This is a genomic window from Streptomyces sp. NPDC093546 (assembly GCF_044765045.1).
Classification (GTDB): Bacteria; Actinomycetota; Actinomycetes; order Streptomycetales; family Streptomycetaceae; genus Streptomyces.
Genome location: NZ_JBIWJG010000013.1, coordinates 122,848 through 144,680, shown reverse-complemented (window position 1 = coordinate 144,680; position 21,833 = coordinate 122,848). Strand labels below are relative to the sequence as shown.

Here is a 21,833-nt window from a genome sequence, read left to right as displayed (position 1 = left end):
CCTTCGCGTACGCGACGTACCCCGTCAGGACGAGGAAGGGTGGGCGACCGTGCAGCAATCCGCCGAGTGGACGCGTTCCGCGAGCCACTTCACGGACCGGATCACCGCCGACGGCCGGGACAGCTGGCCCGTCGAGGCCGGCCGCTACCGGCTGGTCGTCAGCCGCGCCTGCCCCTGGGCGAGCCGCGCCCTGGTGGCGCGGCGGCTGCTGGGGCTGGAGGGCGCCCTGTCGCTGGCGGTGGTCGATCCGATCCAGGACGAGCGGAGCTGGCGGTTCACCCTGGACCCGGACGGCCGGGACCCGGTGCTCGGGATCCGCTTCCTGAGCGAGGCGTACCAGGCGCGGGAGAAGGGGTACGACGGCGGGGTCAGCGTCCCCGCGGTCGTCGACGTGGCCGGCGGCGCGCTGGTGACCAACGACTACCAGCGCATCACGCTGGACCTGGCGACCGAGTGGCGCGCCCTGCACCGGCCCGGAGCGCCCGACCTGTACCCGGAGGCGCTGCGCGACGAGATCGACGAGCGGATGGACGGCATCTACCGGGACGTCAACAACGGCGTGTACGAGGCGGGTTTCGCCAAGCGCCAGGAGAAGTACGACGCGGCGTACGCGCGGCTGTTCGCGCGGCTCGACCAGGTGTCGGAGCACCTGGCCGGGCAGCGGTACCTGGTGGGCGACACGATCACGGAGGCGGACATCCGGCTGTTCACCACGCTGGTGCGGTTCGACGCGGTGTACCACGGCCACTTCAAGTGCAACCGCAACAAGCTGACGGAGGACCGGGTGCTGTGGGCGTACGCGCGGGACCTGTTCCAGACGCCGGGGTTCGGCGACACGGTCGACTTCGACCACATCAAGCGGCACTACTACCAGGTCCACCAGGACATCAATCCGACGCGGATCGTGCCGCGCGGCCCGGACCTGCGCGGCTGGCGCGCCCCGCACCACCGCGAGGAGCTGGGCGGCCGGCCCTTCGGCGACGGTACGCCGCCGGGCCCGCCGCCCGCGGACGAGGTCGTGCAGCCGCTGTGACCGGTCAGGCCGCCTGCCACACGGTGGTGGCGTTGCAGAACTCCTTGATGCCGTGGCCGGACAGTTCGCGGCCGTACCCGGAGCGCTTGACGCCGCCGAACGGCAGCGCGGGGTGCGAGGCGGTCATGCCGTTGACGTACACGCCGCCCGCCTCCAGGTCGCGGACGAAGCGCCGCAGCTCCTGCTCGTCGCGGGTCCAGACGTTGGAACTGAGCCCGAAGTAGGTGTCGTTGGCGAGGCGTACGGCCTCGTCGAGGTCCGCGACGCGGTAGAGCGTGGCGACGGGGCCGAAGGTCTCCTCCTGGTGGATGCGCATGTCCGGGGTGATGTCCGTGAGCACCGTCGGGGCGTAGTACCAGCCCCGGTCGGCCAGGCCCTCGGGGCGCCGGCCGCCGCACAGGACGGTGGCTCCGGCGCGTACGGCGTCGTCGACGAGCTCCGCCAGGCCGTCGCGGCCGGCTTCGCTGGCGAGCGGGCCGACGTCGGTGGACTCGTCCATCGGGTCGCCCACGCGGAGCGCCGCCATGCCGGCCGTGAAGCGCTCGGCGAAGGCGTCGTAGACGTCCGTGTGGACGATGAAGCGCTTGGCGGCGATGCAGGACTGGCCGTTGTTCTGGGCGCGGGCGGTGACGGCGGTGGTGGCGGCCTTCTCGACGTCGGCGGAGGGCATGACGATGTACGGGTCGCTGCCGCCGAGCTCCAGGACGGTCTTCTTGATCTCGTCGCCCGCGATGGAGGCGACGGAGCGGCCGGCCGGTTCGCTGCCGGTGAGGGTGGCGGCGGCGACGCGCGGGTCGCGCAGGACGCGTTCGACGGCGCGCGAGCCGATCAGCAGGGTCTGGAAGCAGCCCTCGGGGTAGCCGGCACGGCGGAAGAGGTCCTCCAGATAGAGGGCGGTCTGCGGCACGTTGGATGCGTGCTTGAGGAGGCCGGTGTTGCCGGCCATGAGGGCGGGCGCGGCGAACCGGACGACCTGCCAGAGCGGGAAGTTCCACGGCATGACGGCGAGTACGGGCCCGAGGGGCCGGTAGTGGACGCGGGCGGTGGCGGCGCCGGCGTCCCGGACGTCCGCCTCGGGCGGGTGCTCGTCGGCGAGGAGCCGCTCGGCGTGGTCGGCGTACCAGCGCATGGCCTTGACGCACTTGGCGGCCTCGGCGCGGGCGGCGCCGATGGGCTTGCCCATCTCGGTGGTGAGGGTGCGGGCGATGTCCGCCTGGTCCTCCTCCAGCAGGTCGGCGGCGCGCCGGAGCAGGCGGGCGCGGTCGGCGAAGGAAGTGGTGCGGTAGTCGCGGAAGGCCGCATCGGCGGCGGCCACGCGCCGGTCGATACCGGCGTCGTCGAGTGCGTCGAAGGTCTTCAGCGTCTCGCCGGTGGCGGGGTTCACCGTCGCGATGGGCATGGCTGTGTTCCTCTTCCTCGCGGTCGCTGACCCGACCCTCCCGCGCGGGCGGCGGCCCCGCAACGCGAGCGGAGGGCGGGGTCAGTGGACACGTGCGTTCTCCAGGTCGTGCAGCAGTTGGCGGGTCTCGGCGGTGAGGCCGCCGACCGAGGTGGCGGTCTCGCCGTCCCGCCCGGCCTCCTCGGCGAGCCGGGCCTTGAGCCGGTGGTGGGCCTCCCAGGCGCGGTCCATCGCCTCGTCGCGGTCCCGCCGGTCCGGGGCTGGCCCGGCCGGCCGGCTCAGGGCGGCGCAGTCGGTCTCGCACACGTCCGCCAGCGCGTACAGCAGCGGCGGTACGTCGGCGAGGACGTCGTCCGGCGGCGGGGCGAACCGCGGCCGCTCGCCCGCCGCCTCGGCGAGCAGCGCGGTGAGGGAGGTCAGGTGGTCGACGACGCGTTCCCACGCGGCGTCCCACTCGGTGGAGGGCAGTTCGGGTGGGGCCTGCCGGCGGATGCGGAGGGCCGGGTTGAAGCGGAGGCTCTCGCGGGTCCAGGTGCGGGCGTCGCGCAGCGCGGCGAGGCGACCGGTGAGCCGGCGGGCGCGGCGGTGCCACTCCTGGGCCTGGCCGCGGTCGTGGCCGTGCCGGATCTCGTCGGCGATGGTGCGCAGCAGGTCGGCGCCCTCGCGGGGCAGCCGGCACAGCGAGTCCCGGGCGTCGCGCAGGTGCACGGGCGGCAGGATCAGCGCGTTCACGCCGATGCCGATGACGGCTCCGAGGAGTGTCTCCAGCAGCCGGTGCAGGATGTCGAAGCCGGTGTACGCCCCGTACACGAGCACGAACAGCGCCGTGGTGGAGGCGTACAGGCCCTGGTCGCCGAAGCGCGGGTAGTTGCCGAGCAGCACGGTGACGGGCAGGGCCAGGGCCATGGCCGCCATGGTGTCGCCGGTGAGGCCGACCGCCGCGGCGGCGACCACGGTTCCGGCCGCGATGAGGACCACCTGCTGCAGGCCCGTGCGGACGGACCGGTAGACGGTGCTCTGGACGAGCGCGACGGCCGTCCAGGGTGCCATCAGCGCGAGCGGCGCCTTCCACCACCAGCCGGCGACGGCCCAGGCGAGGATGGCGGCCCCGGCGGCCTTGAGCGACTGGACGGCCAGGTCCCGCTCGGGTCCGGGCCCGGTGAAGGCCCGGCGTACGGAGCCGCCGACCGTGGCCGTCTCCCAGCGGACGCGCTGCCACGCTTCTCGGGCGGGGCGTATCACGGAAGGGGCGTACCTCCGGTCGCGTTGACGACCTCGGCGGTGATGTAACTCGCGCTCGGCGAGGCGAGGAAGACGTAAGCGGGCGCCATCTCGACGGGCTGGGCCGCGCGTCCGAGGGGCGCCTGCTTGCCGAACTCGACGGTCTCCGGCATGGTCGCGGGGATCAGCGGCGTCCAGACGGGGCCGGGGGCCACTGCGTTGACGCGGATGCCGCGCGGGGCGAGCAGCTGGGCGAGCCCGTGCGTGAAGGTGACGATGGCGCCCTTGGTCATGGCGTAGTCGAGCAGGGGCGGGCTCGGTTGGTACGCCTGCACGGAGGTGGTGTTGATGACGCAGCCGCCCTTGGGGATGTGCGGGAGCGCCATCTTGGTGAGCCAGAACATGCCGTAGAGGTTGGTCTTCATCACCCGGTCGAACTGCTCCGTCGTGATGGCCTCGATCCCGTCGGGCTGGGCCATCTGGAAGGCGGCGTTGTTCACCAGGACGTCGATGCGGCCGAACTCGGCGGCGGCGCGCTCGATCAGGTCGCGGCACTGGTCCTCGTCCCTGATGTCGCACTCCACGGCGACGGCCTTGCGCCCGGCCGCCTCGATCAGGCGGGTGGTCTCGCGGGCCTCGTCGAGCTCCTCGGGGAGGTGGGTGAAGAGCACGTCGGCGCCCTCGCGGGCGTACGCGAGGCAGACGGCCCTGCCGATGCCGGAGTCGCCGCCGGTGACGACGGCGGCCCGGTCCGTCAGCTGCCCGCTGCCACGGTACGAGTCCTCGCCGTGGTCCGGCCTCGGCGTCATCGCCTCGGTCCACCCGGGGTGGGGCTGCTCCTGGTCGGGGAAGTCGGGCCGGGGGTGGCGGGTGACGGGGTCGTCGGCGTGCCGGCGGTCATCGGTCATGGTGGTCCTTACTCCTGGACGTCCGGTGGCGCGGGGTACGCGCCGAGTACGCGCATGGTGTGCGGTGTGTGCTGTTCCGCGTTCTCCGCGTTCCCAGGAGCGGCGGACCGAATCACGCCGGACGGGTCATTCGGCGGTGTGCGCGATACGGCGCTCGGCCGCGGTGATGGGCAGGTCGTTGATGCTCGCGTAGCGCTTGCGCATCAGGCCGTGCTCGTCGAACTCCCAGTTCTCGTTGCCGTACGCGCGGAACCATCGGCCGTCGGCGTCGTGGTACTCGTACTCGAAGCGGACGGCGATCCGGTCGTCCGTGTACGCCCACAGCTCCTTGCGGAGCCGGTAGCCGAGCTCGCGCTGCCACTTGGCGGTCAGGAACGCGATGATCTCCTCGCGGCCGTTGATGAACCGGTCGCGGTTGCGCCACTCGGAGTCCGGGGTGTAAGCGAGGGCCACTTTCCCGGGGTCGCGGGTGTTCCAGGCGTCCTCGGCGAGCTGCACCTTCAGGCGGGCGGTCTCCTCGGTGAACGGCGGCAGGGGCGGGCGCACGATGGTCTCCTCTCGCGTGAGAACGGTCGTTCTCACCTCGTTCGGTACCCTACGAGAACGGTGGTTCTCACACAAGGGACCCAGGCACACACAGGGAGTGGAGCGATGGACGACGAAGCCGCCCGCACGCGCGTCCTCGACGCCGCCGAAGAGCTGTTCTACGGGCGGGGCGTCCAGGCCGTCGGGATGGACGCCGTCCGCTCCGCGTCCGGCGTGACCCTGCGGCGGCTGTACCAGCTCTTCCCCTCGAAGGCCACGCTCGTGGAGGCGTACCTGCTGCGGCGCGACGCCCGCTGGCGGGGTGCGCTCGCGGCGTACGTGGACGGTGCGGGCGGCGTGGACGGCTCGCCGGATGTCCGGCTGCTGGCGGTCTTCGACTGGCTGGAGCGGTGGTTCGAGGAACCGGGCTTCCGCGGCTGCGCGTTCGTCAACTCCTTCGGCGAGCTGGGCACCTCGCCCGACGTCGCCCGGGCGGCGCGCGCCCACAAGGAGGCGTTCCGGCGGCAGATCGACGACCTGGCGGCGGAGGCGGGGGCCGCCCCGGCGGCCGGCGCGCAGCTCGCGCTGCTCGCCGAGGGCGCCATCACCACGGCCGCCCTCACGGGCTCGTCCGCGCCCGCTCGCGAGGCACGGGAGGCGGCGCGGCTCCTGCTGGCGGTCCACCGATCTGCGCATACCGGGGCAGAACGATAAAATTCCCCTATGGGAGAGCGGCCTTTCGCGCCCCCCGCACCCGAGCTGGTACTCGACATCGACGGGGACAGCACCGTCATGACCCCCGGCCGGGTCTACCGCGTCGGGCGCGACCCCACCAGCGACATCGTGCTCCACGATGCCCGGATCTCGTGGCACCACGCGGAGCTGCGCGCCGACGGCGGCCACTGGACCGTCCACGACGACGGCAGCACCAACGGCACCTTCACCGAGGGCGGGCGCGTACGCGTGTGGGAGGTGGGCCCCGGCAGCGTCATCCGGTTCGGGCATCCCGCAGAGGGGCCGTGCGCGATCCTGTCGCCGCACGGACCGGCGCCCCGGGGGCCTGCGGCACGGGGGCCGTCGACGGCCCCGCCCCTGCCCCGACCGTCCTCCGTCTCGATGCCCGCCGCGACCGGCACCTTCCGGCAGCCCACGTCCGTGCGCCCCCTGCCCACCGCGCGCACGGTGCGCATCGGGCGCGCCACCGACAACGACCTGGTGGTCGACGACCTGACGGTCTCGCGCCGCCACGCCGAGCTGGAGGCGCACCCGGACGGCACGTACTGGATCCACGACACCGGCAGCCACAACGGCACGTTCCTCAACGGGCGGCGAGTGGCCCGCGCCCGGGTGACGCCCGACGACATCGTCGGCATCGGGCACTCGGCGTTCTGCCTGGTCGGCGACCAGCTGGTGGAGTTCACCGACACCGGCGAGGTCTCGCTCGACGTCCAGGACCTGTCCGTCACGGTCGACCACGGCCGCAAGACGCTCCTCGACGAGGTCACCTTCCCCGTCGGCGAGAAGGCCCTGCTCGCCGTCGTCGGACCGAGCGGCGCCGGCAAGTCCACCCTCCTCAACGCGCTGACCGGCCAGCGCCCCGCCGACCACGGCACCGTCCTGTACGACGGGCGCGACCTGTACCGCGACTACGCCGAACTGCGCCAGCGCATCGGGCTCGTACCGCAGGACGACATCCTGCACCTCCAGCTGACCGTGCGCCGCGCCCTGACGTACGCCGCCGAGCTGCGCTTCCCGGAGGACACGGCGAAGGCCGAGCGGCGGGCGCGCGTGGAGGAGGTCATCCGCGAACTGGGCCTGGAGCAGCGGGCGGGGCAGCCGATCCACAGCCTCTCCGGCGGCCAGCGCAAGCGGGTCAGCGTCGCGCTGGAGCTGCTGACGAAGCCGTCGCTGCTCTTCCTCGACGAGCCGACCTCCGGTCTCGACCCGGGCATGGACCGGTCGGTGATGCACATGCTGCGCGGGCTCGCCGACGACGGCCGTACGGTCATCGTCGTCACGCACAGCGTGTTGAGCCTCGACGTGTGCGACCGGCTGCTGGTCCTCGCCCCCGGCGGGCGGATCGCGTACTACGGGCCGCCCGGCGACGCGCTCGGCTTCTTCGGGTTCGCGCAGTGGCCGGAGGCGTTCGAAGCGTTCGAGAACGACCGCGACCACGACTGGGCGGGCCGGTACCGCGCCTCCGCCTTCCACCAGCGGTACATCGCGGGAGCCATGCGGCGGCCGCCGCAGCCGTCGGGCGACGGTGACGGCGGCGACGCTGCCGCCGCCGATGTCGTGCCCGAGCCGCCGCCGAAGGCGCAGAGCTGGGGCGCCCAGCTGCGTACGCTCGTGCGGCGGTACGCGGCCGCGCTCGGTGCCGACCGGACCTTCCTCGCCATCATGATCGCGCTGCCGTTCGTGATGGGGGCGATGGCCCGGGCCCTGTCGGAGGGCCGCCTCGGGCCCGAGTCGACGATGAACGTCCTGCTCATCCTGTGCGTGGGCGGGGTCCTGACGGGCGCCGCCAACGCGGTGCGGGAGCTGGTCAAAGAGCGGACCATCTACCGCCGGGAGAGAGCCGTCGGCCTGTCCAGATCGGCGTACCTGATGTCCAAGGTGGTGGTGCTCGGCACGATCACGGTCGTGCAGGCCGTCGTGCTGACGCTGGTGGCGCTCGTCGGCGTGCCGCTGAACGCCCCGCGCGGCGAGGGCGTGCTGATGCCGCCGCTCGTGGAGATCGTGGTCGCCGTGGCGCTGCTGGCCTTCACGGCGATGATGCTCGGGCTGTTCGTGTCCGCGCTGGTGCGCAAGGAGGAGGTCACCATGCCGCTGCTGGTGCTCCTCGCGATCGTCCAGGTGGTGTTCTGCGGCGGGCTCCTGACGATCAGCGGCTCGCTGGTCATCGAGCAGCTGGCGTGGCTGGTGCCGTCGCGGTGGGCGTTCGGGGCGATGGGAGCCACCATCGGCATCGGGCGGATCGTGCCGGGCGAGAAGACGGCCGATCCGCTGTTCGAGCACTCCCTGGGCACGTGGCTGCTGGACGTGGGGATGCTGGCGGTGCTGAGCCTCGTCCTCGGGGTGCTGGTCGCCCGGCTGCTGCGCCGGCACGAACCCGTGATCATGCGAAAGTAGGCGGTTCATGGTCGCCCACCCGACGAGCCCCGACTTCCGGCCGACGCACGTCGTCCCGCGCGGGGGCCTGCCCGCCTGGGACGCGCCGGACCGGGCGCGGCCGACGGCACCGCTGGACCCGTTCCTGCCCGTGCAGCTGATGGACCGGGTCGGCGACTGGGGGCGGATCCTGTGCTCCAACGGCTGGACCGCCTGGGTGGACGGGCGGCTGCTCGTCTCCGTACCGGCCGATCCCCCGGCCGCCGGGCAGCCGGCGAGCCGGGCGGCCGATCCGCGGCCGCTGCTCGGCCGGGCCGAGGATGCGCTGGGCCGCTACCGGCGCGCGGCGGAGGAGCTGGCGTCGGGCCGGACGGACGGCGAGGACTTCCGCCGCCGCACGCGCGGGCTGCGGGTCGGCGTGGTCGTCGACGGGGAGGCGCTGTGGCTGTACGACGCCGAGCACGAGCGCTGGGTGTACTGCGACGGGCGCAGGATGAGCACGTACGCGGCGTCGGCGGGCCCGTCGGCGAGCGCGGCCCCCGCGGGCTCCTCGCCGTCGGCAGCCCCGGTGGCCCCCGCGCTGTCGGCGGCCCCCGCAGCACCCGCAGCCCCGGCGTCCGCCGCACCCTCCGACGGCCCGGCGGAGGGTGACGCGCAGGCGGACCCGGGCGCGGACCGGGACGCGGACACGGACACGGATGCGGGCTCGGACGCGGACGCCACGCGCGTCGTCGATCCCGCCGTCCCCGTGCCGCACGAGCCGACGCGGGTCGTGGAGTGGCCCGGCGACGGCGGCGGCCCCGGCGCCGGGCGTGAGCGGTGATGAGCGGCGGCACCGGGAGCGCCGAGCTGCCGGCCGGGCGGCCCTCCGGGCTGACCGGCACGCGGATCGCGGACTACCAGGTGGAGCGGGAGATCGGCCGGGGCGGCATGGCGGTGGTGTACCGCGCCCGCGACCTGCGGCTGGACCGCACGGTGGCGCTCAAGCTGCTGGCGCCGGAGCTGGCGCGCAACGACACCTTCCGCAAGCGGTTCGTGCACGAGTCGCGGGCGGCCGCGGCGATCGACCACCCGCACATCGTGCCGGTCTTCGAGGCGGGCGAGACCGACGGCGTGCTGTACATCGCGATGCGGTACGTCGCCGGGCACGACCTGCGCGCGCTGCTCGACCTCGAGGGGCCCCTGCCGCCGGAGAAGGCCGCGCGGATCGCCGTACAGGTGGCGTCGGCGCTGGACGCGGCGCACGCGCACGACCTGGTGCACCGGGACGTCAAGCCGGGCAACATCCTGGTCGCGGCGGGCACGGACAGCGACCACCCCGAGCACGCGTACCTCACGGACTTCGGCCTGACGAAGAAGTCGCTGTCGCTGACCGGGTTCACGACGGTCGGCCAGTTCGTGGGGACGCTCGACTACGTGGCGCCGGAGCAGATCTCGGGGCGCCCGGTGGACGGGCGGTGCGACGTCTACAGCCTGGGGTGCGTCGTCTTCGAGACGCTGGCGGGCGCGCCGCCGTTCCGGCGGGACGACGACATGGCGCTGCTGTGGGCCCATCAGTACGACCCGCCGCCCCCGCTGACCGGTGAGCGGCCGGAGCTGCCGTCCGCCGTGGACGAGGTCATGGCGAAGGCGCTCGCGAAGACGCCGGAGGAGCGGTACGACACGTGCCTGCGGTTCGTCGTGGAGCTGCGCGAGGCGCTGTTGGCGGACGACCGCCGGCGCACGCCGGAGCCCGCGCCCCCGCCCGCGCCGGAGACCGGACCGCCGCCCGGGCCGCCGCGCTGGGCGCTACCGGTCTTCCGGGGGCTGTAGCGGGGCCCCGGGCGTGACCTGGACCTCGCCCCGGCGGCGTACCCGCGAGGCGAGCAGTCCGCCGAGGAAGCCCGCGACCAGGCCCCAGGCCAGGGCGAGGCCGACCATCGTCCACAAGTGCGGCCGCAGCGCGACCTCACCGCTGAAGGCGTCGACGTCCCCGATGATGATCATCGACAGGCCGTACCGCGCGGAGACGCGGGTGACGGGGATGATCACCAGCATGGTGAGCGCGAAGGCGGCGCCCAGGTGCACAGCGTGCTGCCACAGCCGTGTGCGGGCCGGTGAGCGGACCGCCATGACGAAGGCCGCGGCCAGCAGCAGGACGGCGGCGACCGGGATGAGCCACCAGGCGCGCGCGTCCTGTTCGGCGAGTGAGCCCACGTCGACGGTGGCGTCCGGGGAGCCGCGCATCACCGCGTCCAGGACCTTCGGCATCGGCAGCCCGAAGGGCCCCTCCGCCCGGCCGTCCCAGGCGCCGCCGATCCCGACGCCGAGGGCGAGCCAGACGACGTTCGGCAGGCCCAGGAGGATCACCGCGAAGGTGTCGGCGGGGTGCCCCCGGGTGGCCGCCACGACGAGGCCGACGACCAGCCCGACGACGACGTACGCGAGGACCAGCAGCAGCATCGCGAAGGCGGCGGGACGGACGGCCTCCTGGTAGCGCAGCAGCCGGGCGGGGAGCGCGGCCGTGCGCGAGACGAGCAGGGCGGCGAGGAGCACCCCGAGCACCCACAGCAGGCCGAACAGCAGCGTGGGCCCGAGGTCGGCGCGGAAGCCGAGCGTGGGGGTGGCACCGAGGAAGTCGAGGATGTCGCCCGCCGTGTCCCCCGGGTCGAGGGTGAAGCTGTGGCGCGCCAGGGCGGTGAGCGCGGCGAGCGCCGCCAGCCACAGGACGGCCGTCCGGGCGATGCGGGCGAGGAGTTCACCGGTACCGGTGACGGCGTGGTGGCGCAGCGGCCGCAGGAAGACGGTGCCGGTGGCGAGCGCCCCGGCGAGGGTCACGGAGAGCGGCATCGCGGTCAGTTCGGCGTCCGTCCCGGCGAAGGCCCCGGCGTCCCCGGCGAGTCCGACGGAGCCGCCCGCCGCCATGACGACGACGGCGGCCACGACGCTGGGGAACGCGCCCTCGGGCAGGTCGGCGGCGCCCGCGACCCACAGGCCGAGCGCGGCCGTGACGGCCATGGCGGCGACCCCCGCGAGCACCGCGAGGAGGGCGTGGCCCCAGTCGCGGGCGACGCGCCCCGCGCCGCCGGGCGGGGCGCCCCCGGGGCTGACCTGACGGACCTGACGGGCCTGACGACTCACGGTCTCACGTTAAGCGGGCGCCAGTCCCCTCGCCCGCGGGGAGGGCCGTTCGGCGCTGCGCCGCCGCCTCGGCTTGCGAGCCCCGCCCGTACGGAACACACAATGACCCGGAACGGAAGAAAGGGAAAAACTGTGACTTCCCAGCCGCCTCCCGATCGCCCCACGGGCCCTCCCTCGGGTCCGCCGACCGGCCCGCCCTCCGGACCCCTCTCCGGTTCGGGCTCCCAGCCGGCGGGGGACGGCGGGGGCGGCGGGGGTCGTCGCGGCGGCGGCACCGGTGGCCCGTGGTGGCGGTCGGCCCCCAAGATCGCGGTGGTCGCGGGCGTGGTCGTGCTCGCCGTGGTGCTCGCCGTACTCCTGCCCCGCCTCGGCGGGGACGGGGACAAGGAGGGCGGCGGCACGGCCGGAGGGGGGACCATCTCCCTCCAGAACGCCTCGGCGGCCGGCCCGGACCCGTTCACCGACTCGACGGAGGACGAGGACGACCGGCCGACCGCGGCCCCGACCACCCCGCCCGCGCCGACGACCCCGCCCCCACGGGAGAACAGGCCCACGGTGTACGAAGGTTCGTGGGACGGCCTCTACGGCGGCACCAAGAACGTGGCCAGTTGCGACGTGGAGCGCCAGATCGGCTTCCTCGGCAAGGCGCCCGAGAAGAACGCGGCCTTCGCCTCCGCGCTGCACGTGGCGCCGTCCGCGGTCCCGGCGTACCTGCGCGGGCTGACCCCGATGCGGCTGACGAAGGACACCTGGGTCACCAACCACGGCTTCCGCGACGGCAAGGCCGCCCCCTACCAGGCGGTGCTGCAGGCCGGTACGGCCGTCATGGTCGACGCGCACGGCGTGCCGCGGGTGCGCTGCGCCTGCGGCAACCCCCTTCAGGAGCCGGTGCGCCGGGGCACGTACCGGCCCGTCGGCGACCCGTGGCCGGGGTACGACCTGTCGAAGACGGCGGTCGTCAAGCCGTCGCGCTCGGTCGTGAAGGAGTTCGTCATCGTCGACGTCAAGGAGGGCGGGTACATCGAGCGCCCGCCGGGCGAGAAGGGCCACCGCAAGGACGACGAGACGGCGTCGCCCTCCCCCGGCCGCACCCCGCCGTCGCCGGGCCGCACCCCGCCGTCGCCCGAGGCGCCCAGGACGCCCAAGTCGCCGGGGCCCTCGACGCCGGACGGTCCGACCACGCCGGAGCCCGCGCCCGACACCTCGCCACCGAGCCCGCGGGACCCGGGCACCGACACGTCCCCGGCCGCGCCGCCGGAGCCGGTGGAACCCCCGCCTCCGGCGGTCTGACCCCCTCGCCCGCACCATGCCCGAGACAGCCGCCGAGCAACCCGCCGAGCAACGCGGGGAACGTCCCGAGCACGGCGCCCACGGCAGGCCCCCGACCCGGGCCGACCGGTGGGCGTCGGTCCGGAAGTCGCCCTTCCTGCCCGCCTCCGTGCTGGTGCTGATCCTGGCCGCCGCGGCGGCGCTCTTCGCCGGCTCGTACACGTACACCATGGCGAACCCGACGCCCCGCCACATTCCGACGGCGCTCGTCGGACCGGCCGACGCGCCGCACGGACGGCGGTTCGTCGCGGGCATGGAGAAGGCCCTCAACGCCTCGCTGAAGGTGCGCCGGTACGCCGACGAGGCCGGGGCCCGGCGCGCCGTGGAGGAGCAGGAGGTCTTCGCCGTCCTGACGGTGCGGCAGCGCGGTGTGGAGCTGGACGTGGCCGGGGCGGCGGGCGCGACCGTGGCGCAGGTGCTGGCCGAGGCGGGTCCGGCGGTGGGCAGGGCGACGGGCGTGCCGGTCCGGGTGCGGGACGTCAAACCGCTCCAGCCGGGCGACCCGCGCGGGCTGGCCCTCTTCTACATCTCGCTCGCCGCCGTGATCATCGGCTTCGTCGGGGCCATCCAGCTGAGCGTGCACGCCCGCGCGCTCGACCCGGGCGAGCGGATCGCCTTCACCGCGGCGTACGCGCTGCTGGGCGGTTTCGCGATCGCGGCGACCGCCGACTGGCTGCTGGGCGCGCTGGACCTGCCGTTCGTGGAGTCGTGGCTGATCCTCGCCCTGACGATGTTCACCTCGGGCATGGTGTTCACGATGTTCAACACCCTGATGGGGCGGTGGGCGATGCTGCCCACCTGGGGCCTGATGGTCCTGCTGGGCAACCCGTCGTCCGGCGGCGCCGTGTCCTGGCCACTGCTGCCCTCCGCCCTCGGCCACATCGGTCGCTGGCTCCCGCCCGGCGCCTCGGTGAACGCGCAGCACACGGCGGTGTACTTCGGCGACCACCAGCACCTGTTCCCCTTCGCGGTCCTGGGCGGATGGGCGCTGCTGTCCTGCGCCGTCTTCTGGGTCTGGCGCCACCGCCACCCGGGCGGCCGCGACCGGGCCCCGGCACACGCGGCGGCCTGATCCACAAGACACTCCCGAGAGCGGCTGGGATACTGGGAGTGCCTTTCCCAGGGGGGACGGGAGCCGCCATGCGACCCAGGGTGATCTACGTCCACGGCAACGGCAACAAGGTCCGCGCCGAGCTGCTGAAGTCGCAGTGGGACCAGGCGCTCTTCGGCCGGGACATGGGCGAGGTGTCCCGCATGGCCTACTGGGCGCCCCTGCGCTACGACACGCCGCTGCCCGACTCCGAGCCCGACCCGCTGGACGGCGCACCCGAAGCCTTCGAGGAGATGCCCGGGCCGACGGCCGTCGAGGCGCCGGAGGAGTTCGTGGCGCGCACGCTCGGGGAGTCGTGGTTCGAGTCGGGCGGCGCCGCGCCGGAAGGCCCGTGGACGGGCGAGGCCGGGGACCCGCTGGGCCGCTGGCTGCGCGACATGACGTACCTGGCGGACACGATGGCCGAGACGGAACCGCGCCGAGGATCCGGCCTGGACGAGGCGTTTCCGTTGCCGGCGCCGGTCCGCAAGGCGGTGTTCCGGATCCTCGTCAAGCACACCTTCAAAGACGTGCACGCCTACTTCTTCGGTGGCGCGGGCCCCGCCATCCGCGACGTGCTGCGGACGGAGCTCGACGCGGTCGGCGACGCGCCGCTCCTCGTCGTCGGCCACAGCCTCGGCTCCATCGTCGCGTACGAGGTGCTGGCCGAGACACGGCGGGAGGTCGAGCTCTTCGTGACCGTCGGCTCGCCGCTCGCCGTCAAGGAGGTGCAGGACCACCTGGCCGCGCCGCCCGCCGTGCCCGCCGGGGTAAGGGCCTGGCGCAACGCGTCGGACCTGCGGGACCTGGTGGCCCTGGACCACACGCTGCGCCCCGAGTACGCGCCACCGGAGCTGATCACGGACCTGCTGGTGGTGAACGACAGCCCCAACCACCACCGGATCGCCCCGTACCTGTCGGACGCGCAGGTCAGGAATGCGTGCCAGGAGGTCCTGGACCGCCTTGCGGGAGCCTGAACCGGGTGTGAATATGACAAAAGAGGGGGACGAGGAGGGGGCCTCAACCCTGGTAGGTGGGCCCATGCCCCTGGCCGAACCGGAATGGCATCTCGTGACCCAGTGGGTGCGCGAGTACCTCCTGGACACCGTCGACCCGCACACCGGACTCGCCCAGGCCGGCTTCCCGCCGGACTTCGTCGCCAGGCTGCCGCTGACCGCCGTCAGCGCCGAGAACGCCCACGAGCTCGTCCGCGCCTCCCGCCGGGACATCCCGAGCCAGCTGCGGCTCGTCGAGGCCGTCGCCGCGAACGACCGGCTGGCGGTACGGCCCGAGATCCACAAGGCGCGGGAGTTCCTGGAGCGGCTGCGGGAGGACCAGCGCGTCCACGCCTCCCAGGACAGCTTCCGCACCCTCCTGCTCAAGAATGGCACCGAGGCGTTCATCGACCGCCAGGACCTGCGCGAGACACTGCGCCACTTCGTCCAGGACCCCGAGAAGTCGGTGCTCGTGGTGGACGGCGACCCGGACAGCGGCCGCTCGTACACGTACACGCTCATCCGGCACGTCGGGCAGCACAGCGGCTTCCGGCCGGCGCGCGTCACCCTCTCCCCCACCTCGACCGCGGCCCGGGTGCTGCGGCGGCTGGCCGAGTTCGTCGCCGAGCCGCACGCCGCCGCACCACCGCCGCTCGACCCCGCCGGACGGGACGAGCCGGTGCCGTCGGTCGAGGACGCCGTCCACTCGGTGGTCCGCCGGGCCACCGCCGCGGAGGACACCTTCTGGCTGGTGCTGGACGAGTGCGACAAGCTCGACGCCACCTCCGACGTGTGGGACCTCATCGGCCGGCTCGCCCTCGCCATCTACGAGCACGCCGCCGTACGGGGCCCCCAGGCGCCCCGGCTGGTGCTCCTCGGCTACGGGCCCACGACGCGTCAGCTGCCGTACGACGTGCGCGGCAGCGTCTGCCGGGACACCGCGAGGGTCGCCAACCGCGCCGACCTGCGCGCCTTCTTCCACCAGTACTTCCACGAGGCCCCGCCCGCCCCCGTCGCCGCCCTCGCCTCCGGTCCTCCCAGGGACGCGGAGATCGCCGCGCTCGTGGACGTGGCCGTCGAGGAGGTGCTGCGCGCCGCCGGGGCGGGCGACGGCGACAGCTACATGCGCAGGCTCTGTACGGCGGTGGAGGCAGCCATCCATGTCTACCGGACCCTCTGACCGCGGCCCGGCCGGGCCCGAGGCGCTGCGGGAGCTGTTCGCCACCCGGCTGCGCCGGGAGCTGCGCGCCGGCGCGGAGCCACCGCCCGACGTCTCGGGCCGCCACCGCGCGTACCGCGAGGCGGCGTGTCTCCTCGGCTCGTTCGACCCCCAGCGGCTGCGGCTGCCGGACGACGAAAGGCCTCACGGCGACGCGGTCTTGGAGCTGCTCGACGACTGCGCCGGCGGTGGGGCGGACACCGGGCGGTGGAGCCTCAAGCGCCGGGTACGGGAGGAGACGCTCGCCGGGCTGGCGGGGCCCGGGACCGCGCGGCGGCTCCTGGAGTGCAACGCCCACCAGTTCGCGGGCGAACCCGGGCCCGAACAGGCCGCGCTGGCCTGCCTCTCCGGCCACCCGCCCGACCTGGGGCGGAAATCCGCCGACAAGCTGGCCGACATCCTCCAGGCGGTGCTGTGGCTCTCCCTGGTGCCGGGCGTCACCGGACTGCCGGAGGTGGACGAGGTCCGGCGCGCCCTCGACCGGGCCCGGCTGCTGGAGCCGCTGAGGCGTCTCGTACGCGAGCCCTTCCAGGGCCGCGGCGCCGAGCTGCGGGAGCTGCGCGCCTACACCGGGTTGTCCGGCGGCGGTCCCGGGTCCCTCCCCGTCGGGCCCCTGGTCGTCCACGGCCCGGGTGGCATGGGCAAGTCCACGCTGCTCGCCGCGTTCCTGCTGGAGAGCGTCGACCGGGAGACGCCCGGGTTTCCGTTCGCGTACGTCGACTTCGAGCGGCCCTCGCTGTCGGTGCACGAGCCGAGCACCCTCATCGCCGAGGCCGCCCGTCAGCTGGCCGTCCAGTACCCCGGCGACCACGCCGCCTTCGACGCGCTGGCGGACGAGGCGCAGGAGGTGGCGGGCGGCGAGCGGGAGGACCTGGAGCGGCTGTCGCGGCTGCACCGGCTGTCCACCACCCGGGCGGTGCTGGGGCGCAGGTCGTCGTACGAGTACCTGGTGCTGGCCACCGAGCGGGAGACGGTGCTGGTGCGCCGGGTCGCCGAGGTGCTGGTGCGGGCGATGGCCGGTGCCGGGCAGGCGGACGCACCGTTCGTGGTCGTCCTGGACTCGTTCGAGGAGGCACAGTACCGCGGGTCGCCGGCCGTCGGCCGGCTGTGGGCGGTCTTCACCGCGTTCCACTCCGTCCACCCGCGGCTGCGGGTGCTGGTCTCCGGGCGGGCGCCCGTCGGCCACCCGGCGCAGACGGTCGCCTCCCGGGACCTGGAGCTCGCCGAACTCGACCCGGAGGCGTCGATCAGGCTGCTGAAGTCGTGCGGGGTGTCCGATCCGGAGCTGGCCCGCATGCTGGCGGACCGGGTGGGCGGACATCCGCTGAGCCTGAAGCTCGCCGCCCGTGCCGCCCTGGTCGCCGGGGTCGCGACGGGCGATCTCATCGACACCCTCCCGGCGCCGCGGCAACGGTTCTTCGAGCGCGTGGACCGGATGCTGGTCCAGGGCATCCTGTACGACCGCATCCTCCACCACATCGCGGACGACGAGGTCCGGCGCCTCGCCCATCCGGGGCTGGTGCTGCGCGTGATCACGCCCGAGATCGTCAAGGAGGTCCTCGCCGTGCCCTGCGGCCTGCGCGTGGAGACCCCGGGCGACGCACGGCGGCTCTTCGACGAGCTGGCCCGGCTGGACCTGGTCGAACCGGCCGGCCCCTCGGCGCTGCGGCACCGCCCGGACGTGCGCTGCATCATGCTGCGGCTGCTGGGCCAGGACCGTACCGAGCTGACCCAGGAGGTCGAGCGGCGCGCGGTGGAGTTCTACGCCGCCCGGGGCGGGCCCGAGGCGCGGGCCGAGGAGATCTACCACCGGCTGCGGCTGGGCGAGAACCCCCGGTCTGTGGAGGAGCGGTGGCTGCCCGGGGTGGAGCGGTTCCTGGCGGGCGCGGAGCGGGACCTGAGCCCCCGCGCGGCGGCCTTCCTGGCCGCGAAGTCCGGCCGGGCGGCCCCGGAGCGGGTGATGGCGGGCGCCGAGCAGGAGGACTGGGAGCGGCTGGCGGCCCGTGAGGTGGAGGACCTGCTCGCCCAGGGCCTCGCCGGGGACGCGGCGGCCCGGCTCACCGAACGCCGCCCGTGGACGCCGTGCAGCCCGCTGCACGCGCTCCACGCCGAGACGCTCGACCGGCTGGGCCGCCGCGCGGAGGCCCGTGAGGCCGTGGCGGCGGCGATCGAGGCGATCGATGTGGGGATGTGCGCCGACCGGCAGTTGGAGCTGCTGTTGCTGGCGGCACGGCTCGCCCAGGAGGACGGCGACCTGGAGGCCGCCGACCGGGACCTGCGCCTGGCGGAGGACATCGCGGTACGCCTCGGGCACGAGCTGGAGGCGATCGGCGCCCTGCTCGCCCGTACGCGCCTGACCGACGGGGCGGGGGCCCCGGGGGACGAGGGCGCCGACGGCCGGCTGGCGCGGCGGCTGCGCCGGCTGCCGGACGCGGTGCTTGCCGGTCAGCCCGAGCTCGTACGGGCTGCCGCCTCGCAGGTCCACGCGCGGGATCCGCAGGCGCTGGGCCATGCGCTGGCGGCCGTGGGCCTGCCGGCCGACGACGGTGTACCGGACGTGCTCGGAGCGGCGATCCGCCGGGCGGTGGCGCACCGGCCCGGGCTCCTGGGCACTGTGATGGACCTGCTGGTCGACGCGGCGGGTCCGGCGCGGCGGCCCGACGCGCCGCCGCCGTCCAGCGTCACCGAAATCCTGCGCCTGGCGCGCGGCCACGGCACGCTGGACGCGCTCGCGCGGCGGCTGCTCGACGTGCCGGACGGCAGCGGTGAGATCGCCGCCGGAGTTGCGGCGGCGATGGGCCTGGACGCCCCGGGCCGCGACCGGCCCGGGCCTCCCCCGCCGGCCCCGGCGCCGACGACCCACACACCCACGACCCGTACGACAGGACCGCCATGACCTCGACCCCGTATCTCCCGCCCGACCGGATCCTCGAAGTACGGGACGCCGCCCTCCAAGCGGGACTCGCCGACCCGTCGGTGCGGCCCCTGCTCTTCGAGAACATCATGCCGGCTTACCGCGGCACCCTGCCGCTGGTGCCCGCGCCGGGGCGGCAACTGCACTCGGACCTCAACGAGATGAACCGCGTGGAGCGGCTCGTGGACACCCGCGTACCGCTGGAGATCTGGCTGCGCAACGCCATCGCGCAGACCAGCGAGGCGGCACCGCTCGCCGTCTTCCAGCGCGCCCTGGACGACGTGGTGCGGGACTCGTCCGGCGAGCCCGACGTCCTGACCGGGCTGGACCTCCCCGAGGTCAAGGAGCAGCAGGTCAACCGGGACGACACCGTGCCCTTCGGTTTCCTGCGGGACGGCGACCGGGCCGGAGCGGCGGTCGCGCGCGTCACGGTCCCGCCGTACGAAGGCGGCGCACCGCTCCAGCCGAACGGCTCTCCGCACTCCGGTACGGGCTGGCTCATCACGCCGGACCTGCTGGTCACCAACCACCATGTGGTCAACGCCCGCACCGGCGGCAGCGCGGCGGCCGCGCCGGACGACCTGCTCCTCCAGGCACGGCACGCCCGTGCCCGGTTCGACTACGACACGGACGCGGACGGCGAGGCGGAGGATGCGGCCGTCGCCCTACTCGTCGCTGCCGATCCGGACCTGGACTACGCGGTCCTGCGCCTGGCCGAGGCCCCGAGCCGCCCGGTGCTGAGGGTCGCCCGGCGCCCGCTGACGGTCGTGTCCGACAACCCCGTCGCCGTCAACATCATCCAGCACCCGAGCGGCCTGCCCAAGCGCGTGGCGCTGCGCAACAACGTCGTGTACGAGGCCGACGAGCGCGACCTGCGCTACTTCACGGACACCCGCGGCGGGTCCTCCGGCTCGCCCGTCCTCACCGACGACTGGCGGGTGGTGGCGCTGCACCGCGGGACGAAGTGGGTGGGGAACGCGAGCTTTCAGGGCAGGACGGAGACCTTCGTGAACGTGGGGACCCAGCTGGCCGCCGTGCTGGGCCACCTGGCTGCGACGAGTCCCGCCGTCCACGCCGAGATCGAGGCGGCGCAACAGGAGTGACACACAAGTGAGGTGAGGCGTATGCGAGAGAGAAACAGGTCCCCCGTGGCCACGGAGACCGAGCGGGTGTTCACCGACCTGGCCGAGGTCGCCGCGCGCGTACGGGAAGGGCTGGCGCGCGAGGTGCCGGAGTCGGAGCAGGAGCTCGCGCCGAAGGAGGGGCCCGCCGGTCACATCGCGGACTTCGCCGGGCAGGAGCGGGCCCGGGTTCTGTCGGCGGGGGCCGACGGTCTGGAGAAGCTCGCCGGAGGGCGTGGCGACGACATCACCGACGACGAGTTCTTCGGAATGGAGGCGATCGTCCTGCTGGAGGGCAGGCCCGCCCTCCTCGTCCAGGGCTCGGACTTCCCGTCCCAGGCGGGCGACTGGGCAGTGCTCGACGACCATCGGCCCGCGATCCGCGACTCGATCGCGCGCGTGGGGCGGGTGGAGGTCACGGGTCACCTCAGCCTGGACTGGATCGGCACCGCCTTCCTCGTCGGCACGGACGTGATCATGACCAACCGCCATGTCGCCGTGGAGTTCGCGCGGGCCGACGGCGACGGCTGGAGCTTCCAGCAAGGCATGGCGGCCCGGATGGACACGGCGGAGGAGTACGGCGCGCTGCCGGGGACCGGAGGCCCGTCGTACGAGATCGAGGAAGTGCTGGGCATCCACCCGGAGGTGGACATGGCCCTGCTGCGGATCGCCCCCGGCGACGGCGGTGACGGGCTGCGGACGCCGCTGGCCGTGGCGGCGGACGCGCCGGCCGACCTGCCGGGGCACCCGGTGTACTGCGTGGGCTACCCCGCCTGGGACGGCCGGCGCAACGAACCGGAGTCGATGCGCCGGATCTTCATGGACGTCTACAACGTCAAGCGCCTCCAGCCGGGGACGGCCACGGAGCTCGCGGCCGAGCAGTACGTCATGAAGCACGACTGCTCGACGCTCGGCGGCAACAGCGGCTCGCCCGTCTTCGACCTCACCGACCACCGCGTCCTCGGCCTCCACTTCGGCGGCCGGTACGGCATCGGCAACTACGCCGTGCCGCTGTGGCAGATGGTGGAGGACCCCCTGCTGGAGGGAGCCGGGTTGAACTTCGTGTGACCCTGCGGCTGTGCGGGGCGGGCCGGGCGGCTCCGTGTCGCGGACCGCCCGGCCGTACCCATCGGCTCAGCCCTTGCCGAGCAGCTTGTTCATCTCGGTGATCTCGGCGGACTGCGCGGCGACGATGTCGCCGGCCATCTTCTTGGCGGGCGCGTAGGAGCCCTCGGCCTGCTCCTTCTTCGCCATCTCCACCGCGCCCTGGTGGTGCTTGACCATCAGCTCCAGGAACGCCGTGTCGAAGGCCTTGCCGGAGGAGTTCGACAGCCGCTCCATCTCCTCCTCGGTCATCATGCCGGCCATGCCGTCGTGGCCGTCGTGGCCGCCGTGGTCCGTCCCGGCGTCCTCGCCGGGCACCTGCTCGCCCCAGGAGGTGAGCCACCCGGACAGCGTCCGGATCTCCGGGTCCTGGGCCTTCTTGATCTTCTCAGCAAGCTCCTTGACCTCCGGGGCGGCGGCCCGGTCGGCGGCCAGTTCGGACATCTCCACGGCCTGCCGGTGGTGCGGGATCATGCCCTGCGCGAAGGCGACGTCGGCGGCGTTGTGCGCGCCCTGGCCGGGCGAGGCCGGGGCGCTGGACGGGGTGGCCTGGCCGGTGCGGCCGGACGGAGTGTCACCGTCACCGTCGCCGCCGCAGGCGGCGAGGACGAGCGCGGCGGTGACGACGGCGGCGGCGGAAGCGGCCGCACGGCGGGCACGGGAACGTCGAGTGGTCGTGAACATGGGGTGGTGCACTCCTTGCGCATGAGGTGGGTACGGCTCGGGGCACGGCGACGGTCCCGT

General features: G+C 74.1%; 18 protein-coding genes. 12 read left to right on the top strand and 6 right to left on the bottom strand.

Annotation, left to right across the window (positions count from 1 at the left end; genetic code table 11):
• The first annotated feature begins 49 nt into the window (after positions 1 to 49).
• On the top strand, positions 50 to 1,033 hold the full coding sequence (locus ACIRNI_RS25795; protein WP_403554735.1) for a glutathione S-transferase family protein: 984 nt from the start codon (positions 50 to 52) through the stop codon (positions 1,031 to 1,033).
• Between the two features lie 4 nt (positions 1,034 to 1,037).
• Here ACIRNI_RS25795 and ACIRNI_RS25790 read toward each other — a convergent pair whose 3' ends face one another.
• The 4 genes from ACIRNI_RS25790 to ACIRNI_RS25775 all read right to left on the bottom strand — a co-directional run bounded on the left by ACIRNI_RS25790 (position 1,038) and on the right by ACIRNI_RS25775 (position 5,107).
• On the bottom strand, positions 1,038 to 2,432 hold the full coding sequence (locus ACIRNI_RS25790) for an NADP-dependent succinic semialdehyde dehydrogenase (RefSeq protein ID WP_403554733.1): 1,395 nt from the start codon (positions 2,430 to 2,432) through the stop codon (positions 1,038 to 1,040).
• Between the two features lie 81 nt (positions 2,433 to 2,513).
• Positions 2,514 to 3,674 carry an aromatic acid exporter family protein gene (locus ACIRNI_RS25785; RefSeq protein WP_403554731.1) on the bottom strand — a complete coding sequence of 387 codons (1,161 nt, stop codon included), beginning with the start codon at positions 3,672 to 3,674 and terminating at the stop codon, positions 2,514 to 2,516.
• On the bottom strand, positions 3,671 to 4,561 hold the full coding sequence (locus ACIRNI_RS25780) for an SDR family oxidoreductase (protein WP_403554729.1): 891 nt from the start codon (positions 4,559 to 4,561) through the stop codon (positions 3,671 to 3,673). The genes ACIRNI_RS25785 and ACIRNI_RS25780 overlap by 4 nt, the downstream gene beginning before the upstream one ends.
• Before the next feature lie 126 nt (positions 4,562 to 4,687).
• Entirely contained in the window at positions 4,688 to 5,107 is a 420-nt protein-coding gene (locus tag ACIRNI_RS25775) for a nuclear transport factor 2 family protein (protein WP_403554727.1), read from the bottom strand.
• A 105-nt stretch (positions 5,108 to 5,212) separates the two neighbouring features.
• Here ACIRNI_RS25775 and ACIRNI_RS25770 point away from each other — a divergent pair, with 105 nt between their 5' ends.
• Genes ACIRNI_RS25770 through ACIRNI_RS25755 form a run of 4 tightly spaced genes read left to right on the top strand, consistent with a single transcriptional unit; the run spans position 5,213 to position 10,009 of the window.
• On the top strand, positions 5,213 to 5,800 hold the full coding sequence (locus ACIRNI_RS25770; protein ID WP_403554725.1) for a TetR/AcrR family transcriptional regulator: 588 nt from the start codon (positions 5,213 to 5,215) through the stop codon (positions 5,798 to 5,800).
• 9 nt (positions 5,801 to 5,809) lie between these two features.
• A complete protein-coding gene (locus tag ACIRNI_RS25765) occupies positions 5,810 to 8,218 on the top strand; it encodes an FHA domain-containing protein (RefSeq protein WP_403554723.1) in 2,409 nt (802 codons plus the stop codon).
• Between the two features lie 7 nt (positions 8,219 to 8,225).
• Entirely contained in the window at positions 8,226 to 9,020 is a 795-nt protein-coding gene (locus tag ACIRNI_RS25760) for a hypothetical protein (RefSeq protein WP_403554721.1), read from the top strand.
• Positions 9,020 to 10,009: a serine/threonine-protein kinase gene (locus ACIRNI_RS25755; RefSeq protein WP_403554719.1), complete on the top strand. Its 990-nt coding sequence runs from the start codon at positions 9,020 to 9,022 to the stop codon at positions 10,007 to 10,009. Before ACIRNI_RS25760 ends, ACIRNI_RS25755 begins: the two co-directional genes overlap by 1 nt.
• Here ACIRNI_RS25755 and ACIRNI_RS25750 read toward each other — a convergent pair.
• A complete protein-coding gene (locus ACIRNI_RS25750; RefSeq protein ID WP_403554717.1) occupies positions 9,986 to 11,317 on the bottom strand; it encodes a streptophobe family protein in 1,332 nt (443 codons plus the stop codon). The two genes, ACIRNI_RS25755 and ACIRNI_RS25750, sit on opposite strands and share 24 nt — an antisense overlap.
• 324 nt (positions 11,318 to 11,641) lie before the next feature.
• Here ACIRNI_RS25750 and ACIRNI_RS25745 point away from each other — a divergent pair, with 324 nt between their 5' ends.
• From ACIRNI_RS25745 to ACIRNI_RS25715, 7 genes are all read left to right on the top strand, one after another.
• Positions 11,642 to 12,607 carry a DUF6777 domain-containing protein gene (locus ACIRNI_RS25745; RefSeq protein ID WP_403554715.1) on the top strand — a complete coding sequence of 322 codons (966 nt, stop codon included), beginning with the start codon at positions 11,642 to 11,644 and terminating at the stop codon, positions 12,605 to 12,607.
• A 16-nt stretch (positions 12,608 to 12,623) separates the two neighbouring features.
• On the top strand, positions 12,624 to 13,718 hold the full coding sequence (locus tag ACIRNI_RS25740; protein ID WP_403554713.1) for an ABC transporter permease: 1,095 nt from the start codon (positions 12,624 to 12,626) through the stop codon (positions 13,716 to 13,718).
• A 68-nt stretch (positions 13,719 to 13,786) separates the two neighbouring features.
• Complete coding sequence (locus ACIRNI_RS25735) at positions 13,787 to 14,713, top strand: alpha/beta fold hydrolase (protein ID WP_403554711.1); 927 nt, start codon at positions 13,787 to 13,789, stop codon at positions 14,711 to 14,713.
• Positions 14,714 to 14,777: 64 nt separating this feature from the next.
• The gene (locus tag ACIRNI_RS25730) at positions 14,778 to 15,911 is read left to right on the top strand and encodes a hypothetical protein (protein WP_403554709.1); all 1,134 of its coding nucleotides are present in this window, start codon (positions 14,778 to 14,780) and stop codon (positions 15,909 to 15,911) included.
• A complete protein-coding gene (locus ACIRNI_RS25725) occupies positions 15,892 to 18,846 on the top strand; it encodes an AAA family ATPase (RefSeq protein ID WP_403554708.1) in 2,955 nt (984 codons plus the stop codon). The genes ACIRNI_RS25730 and ACIRNI_RS25725 overlap by 20 nt, the downstream gene beginning before the upstream one ends.
• The gene (locus tag ACIRNI_RS25720) at positions 18,843 to 19,967 is read left to right on the top strand and encodes a trypsin-like peptidase domain-containing protein (RefSeq protein ID WP_403554707.1); all 1,125 of its coding nucleotides are present in this window, start codon (positions 18,843 to 18,845) and stop codon (positions 19,965 to 19,967) included. Before ACIRNI_RS25725 ends, ACIRNI_RS25720 begins: the two co-directional genes overlap by 4 nt.
• Positions 19,968 to 19,988: 21 nt before the next feature.
• Complete coding sequence (locus ACIRNI_RS25715; RefSeq protein ID WP_403554705.1) at positions 19,989 to 21,053, top strand: trypsin-like serine peptidase; 1,065 nt, start codon at positions 19,989 to 19,991, stop codon at positions 21,051 to 21,053.
• Positions 21,054 to 21,119: 66 nt separating this feature from the next.
• Here ACIRNI_RS25715 and ACIRNI_RS25710 read toward each other — a convergent pair whose 3' ends face one another.
• Entirely contained in the window at positions 21,120 to 21,773 is a 654-nt protein-coding gene (locus ACIRNI_RS25710) for a DUF305 domain-containing protein (RefSeq protein WP_403554703.1), read from the bottom strand.
• Between the last annotated feature and the right edge of the window lie 60 nt (positions 21,774 to 21,833).

Coding starts and splice junctions, on each gene's coding strand:
- ACIRNI_RS25735 (WP_403554711.1), top strand. CDS start 13,787: ATGCGACCCAGGGTGATCTACGTCCACGGCAACGGCAACAAGGTCCGC.
- ACIRNI_RS25755 (WP_403554719.1), top strand. CDS start 9,020: ATGAGCGGCGGCACCGGGAGCGCCGAGCTGCCGGCCGGGCGGCCCTCC.
- ACIRNI_RS25720 (WP_403554707.1), top strand. CDS start 18,843: ATGACCTCGACCCCGTATCTCCCGCCCGACCGGATCCTCGAAGTACGG.
- ACIRNI_RS25725 (WP_403554708.1), top strand. CDS start 15,892: ATGTCTACCGGACCCTCTGACCGCGGCCCGGCCGGGCCCGAGGCGCTG.
- ACIRNI_RS25760 (WP_403554721.1), top strand. CDS start 8,226: ATGGTCGCCCACCCGACGAGCCCCGACTTCCGGCCGACGCACGTCGTC.
- ACIRNI_RS25740 (WP_403554713.1), top strand. CDS start 12,624: ATGCCCGAGACAGCCGCCGAGCAACCCGCCGAGCAACGCGGGGAACGT.
- ACIRNI_RS25790 (WP_403554733.1), bottom strand. CDS start 2,432: ATGCCCATCGCGACGGTGAACCCCGCCACCGGCGAGACGCTGAAGACC.
- ACIRNI_RS25715 (WP_403554705.1), top strand. CDS start 19,989: ATGCGAGAGAGAAACAGGTCCCCCGTGGCCACGGAGACCGAGCGGGTG.
- ACIRNI_RS25770 (WP_403554725.1), top strand. CDS start 5,213: ATGGACGACGAAGCCGCCCGCACGCGCGTCCTCGACGCCGCCGAAGAG.
- ACIRNI_RS25710 (WP_403554703.1), bottom strand. CDS start 21,773: ATGTTCACGACCACTCGACGTTCCCGTGCCCGCCGTGCGGCCGCTTCC.
- ACIRNI_RS25730 (WP_403554709.1), top strand. CDS start 14,778: ATGCCCCTGGCCGAACCGGAATGGCATCTCGTGACCCAGTGGGTGCGC.
- ACIRNI_RS25780 (WP_403554729.1), bottom strand. CDS start 4,561: ATGACCGATGACCGCCGGCACGCCGACGACCCCGTCACCCGCCACCCC.
- ACIRNI_RS25765 (WP_403554723.1), top strand. CDS start 5,810: ATGGGAGAGCGGCCTTTCGCGCCCCCCGCACCCGAGCTGGTACTCGAC.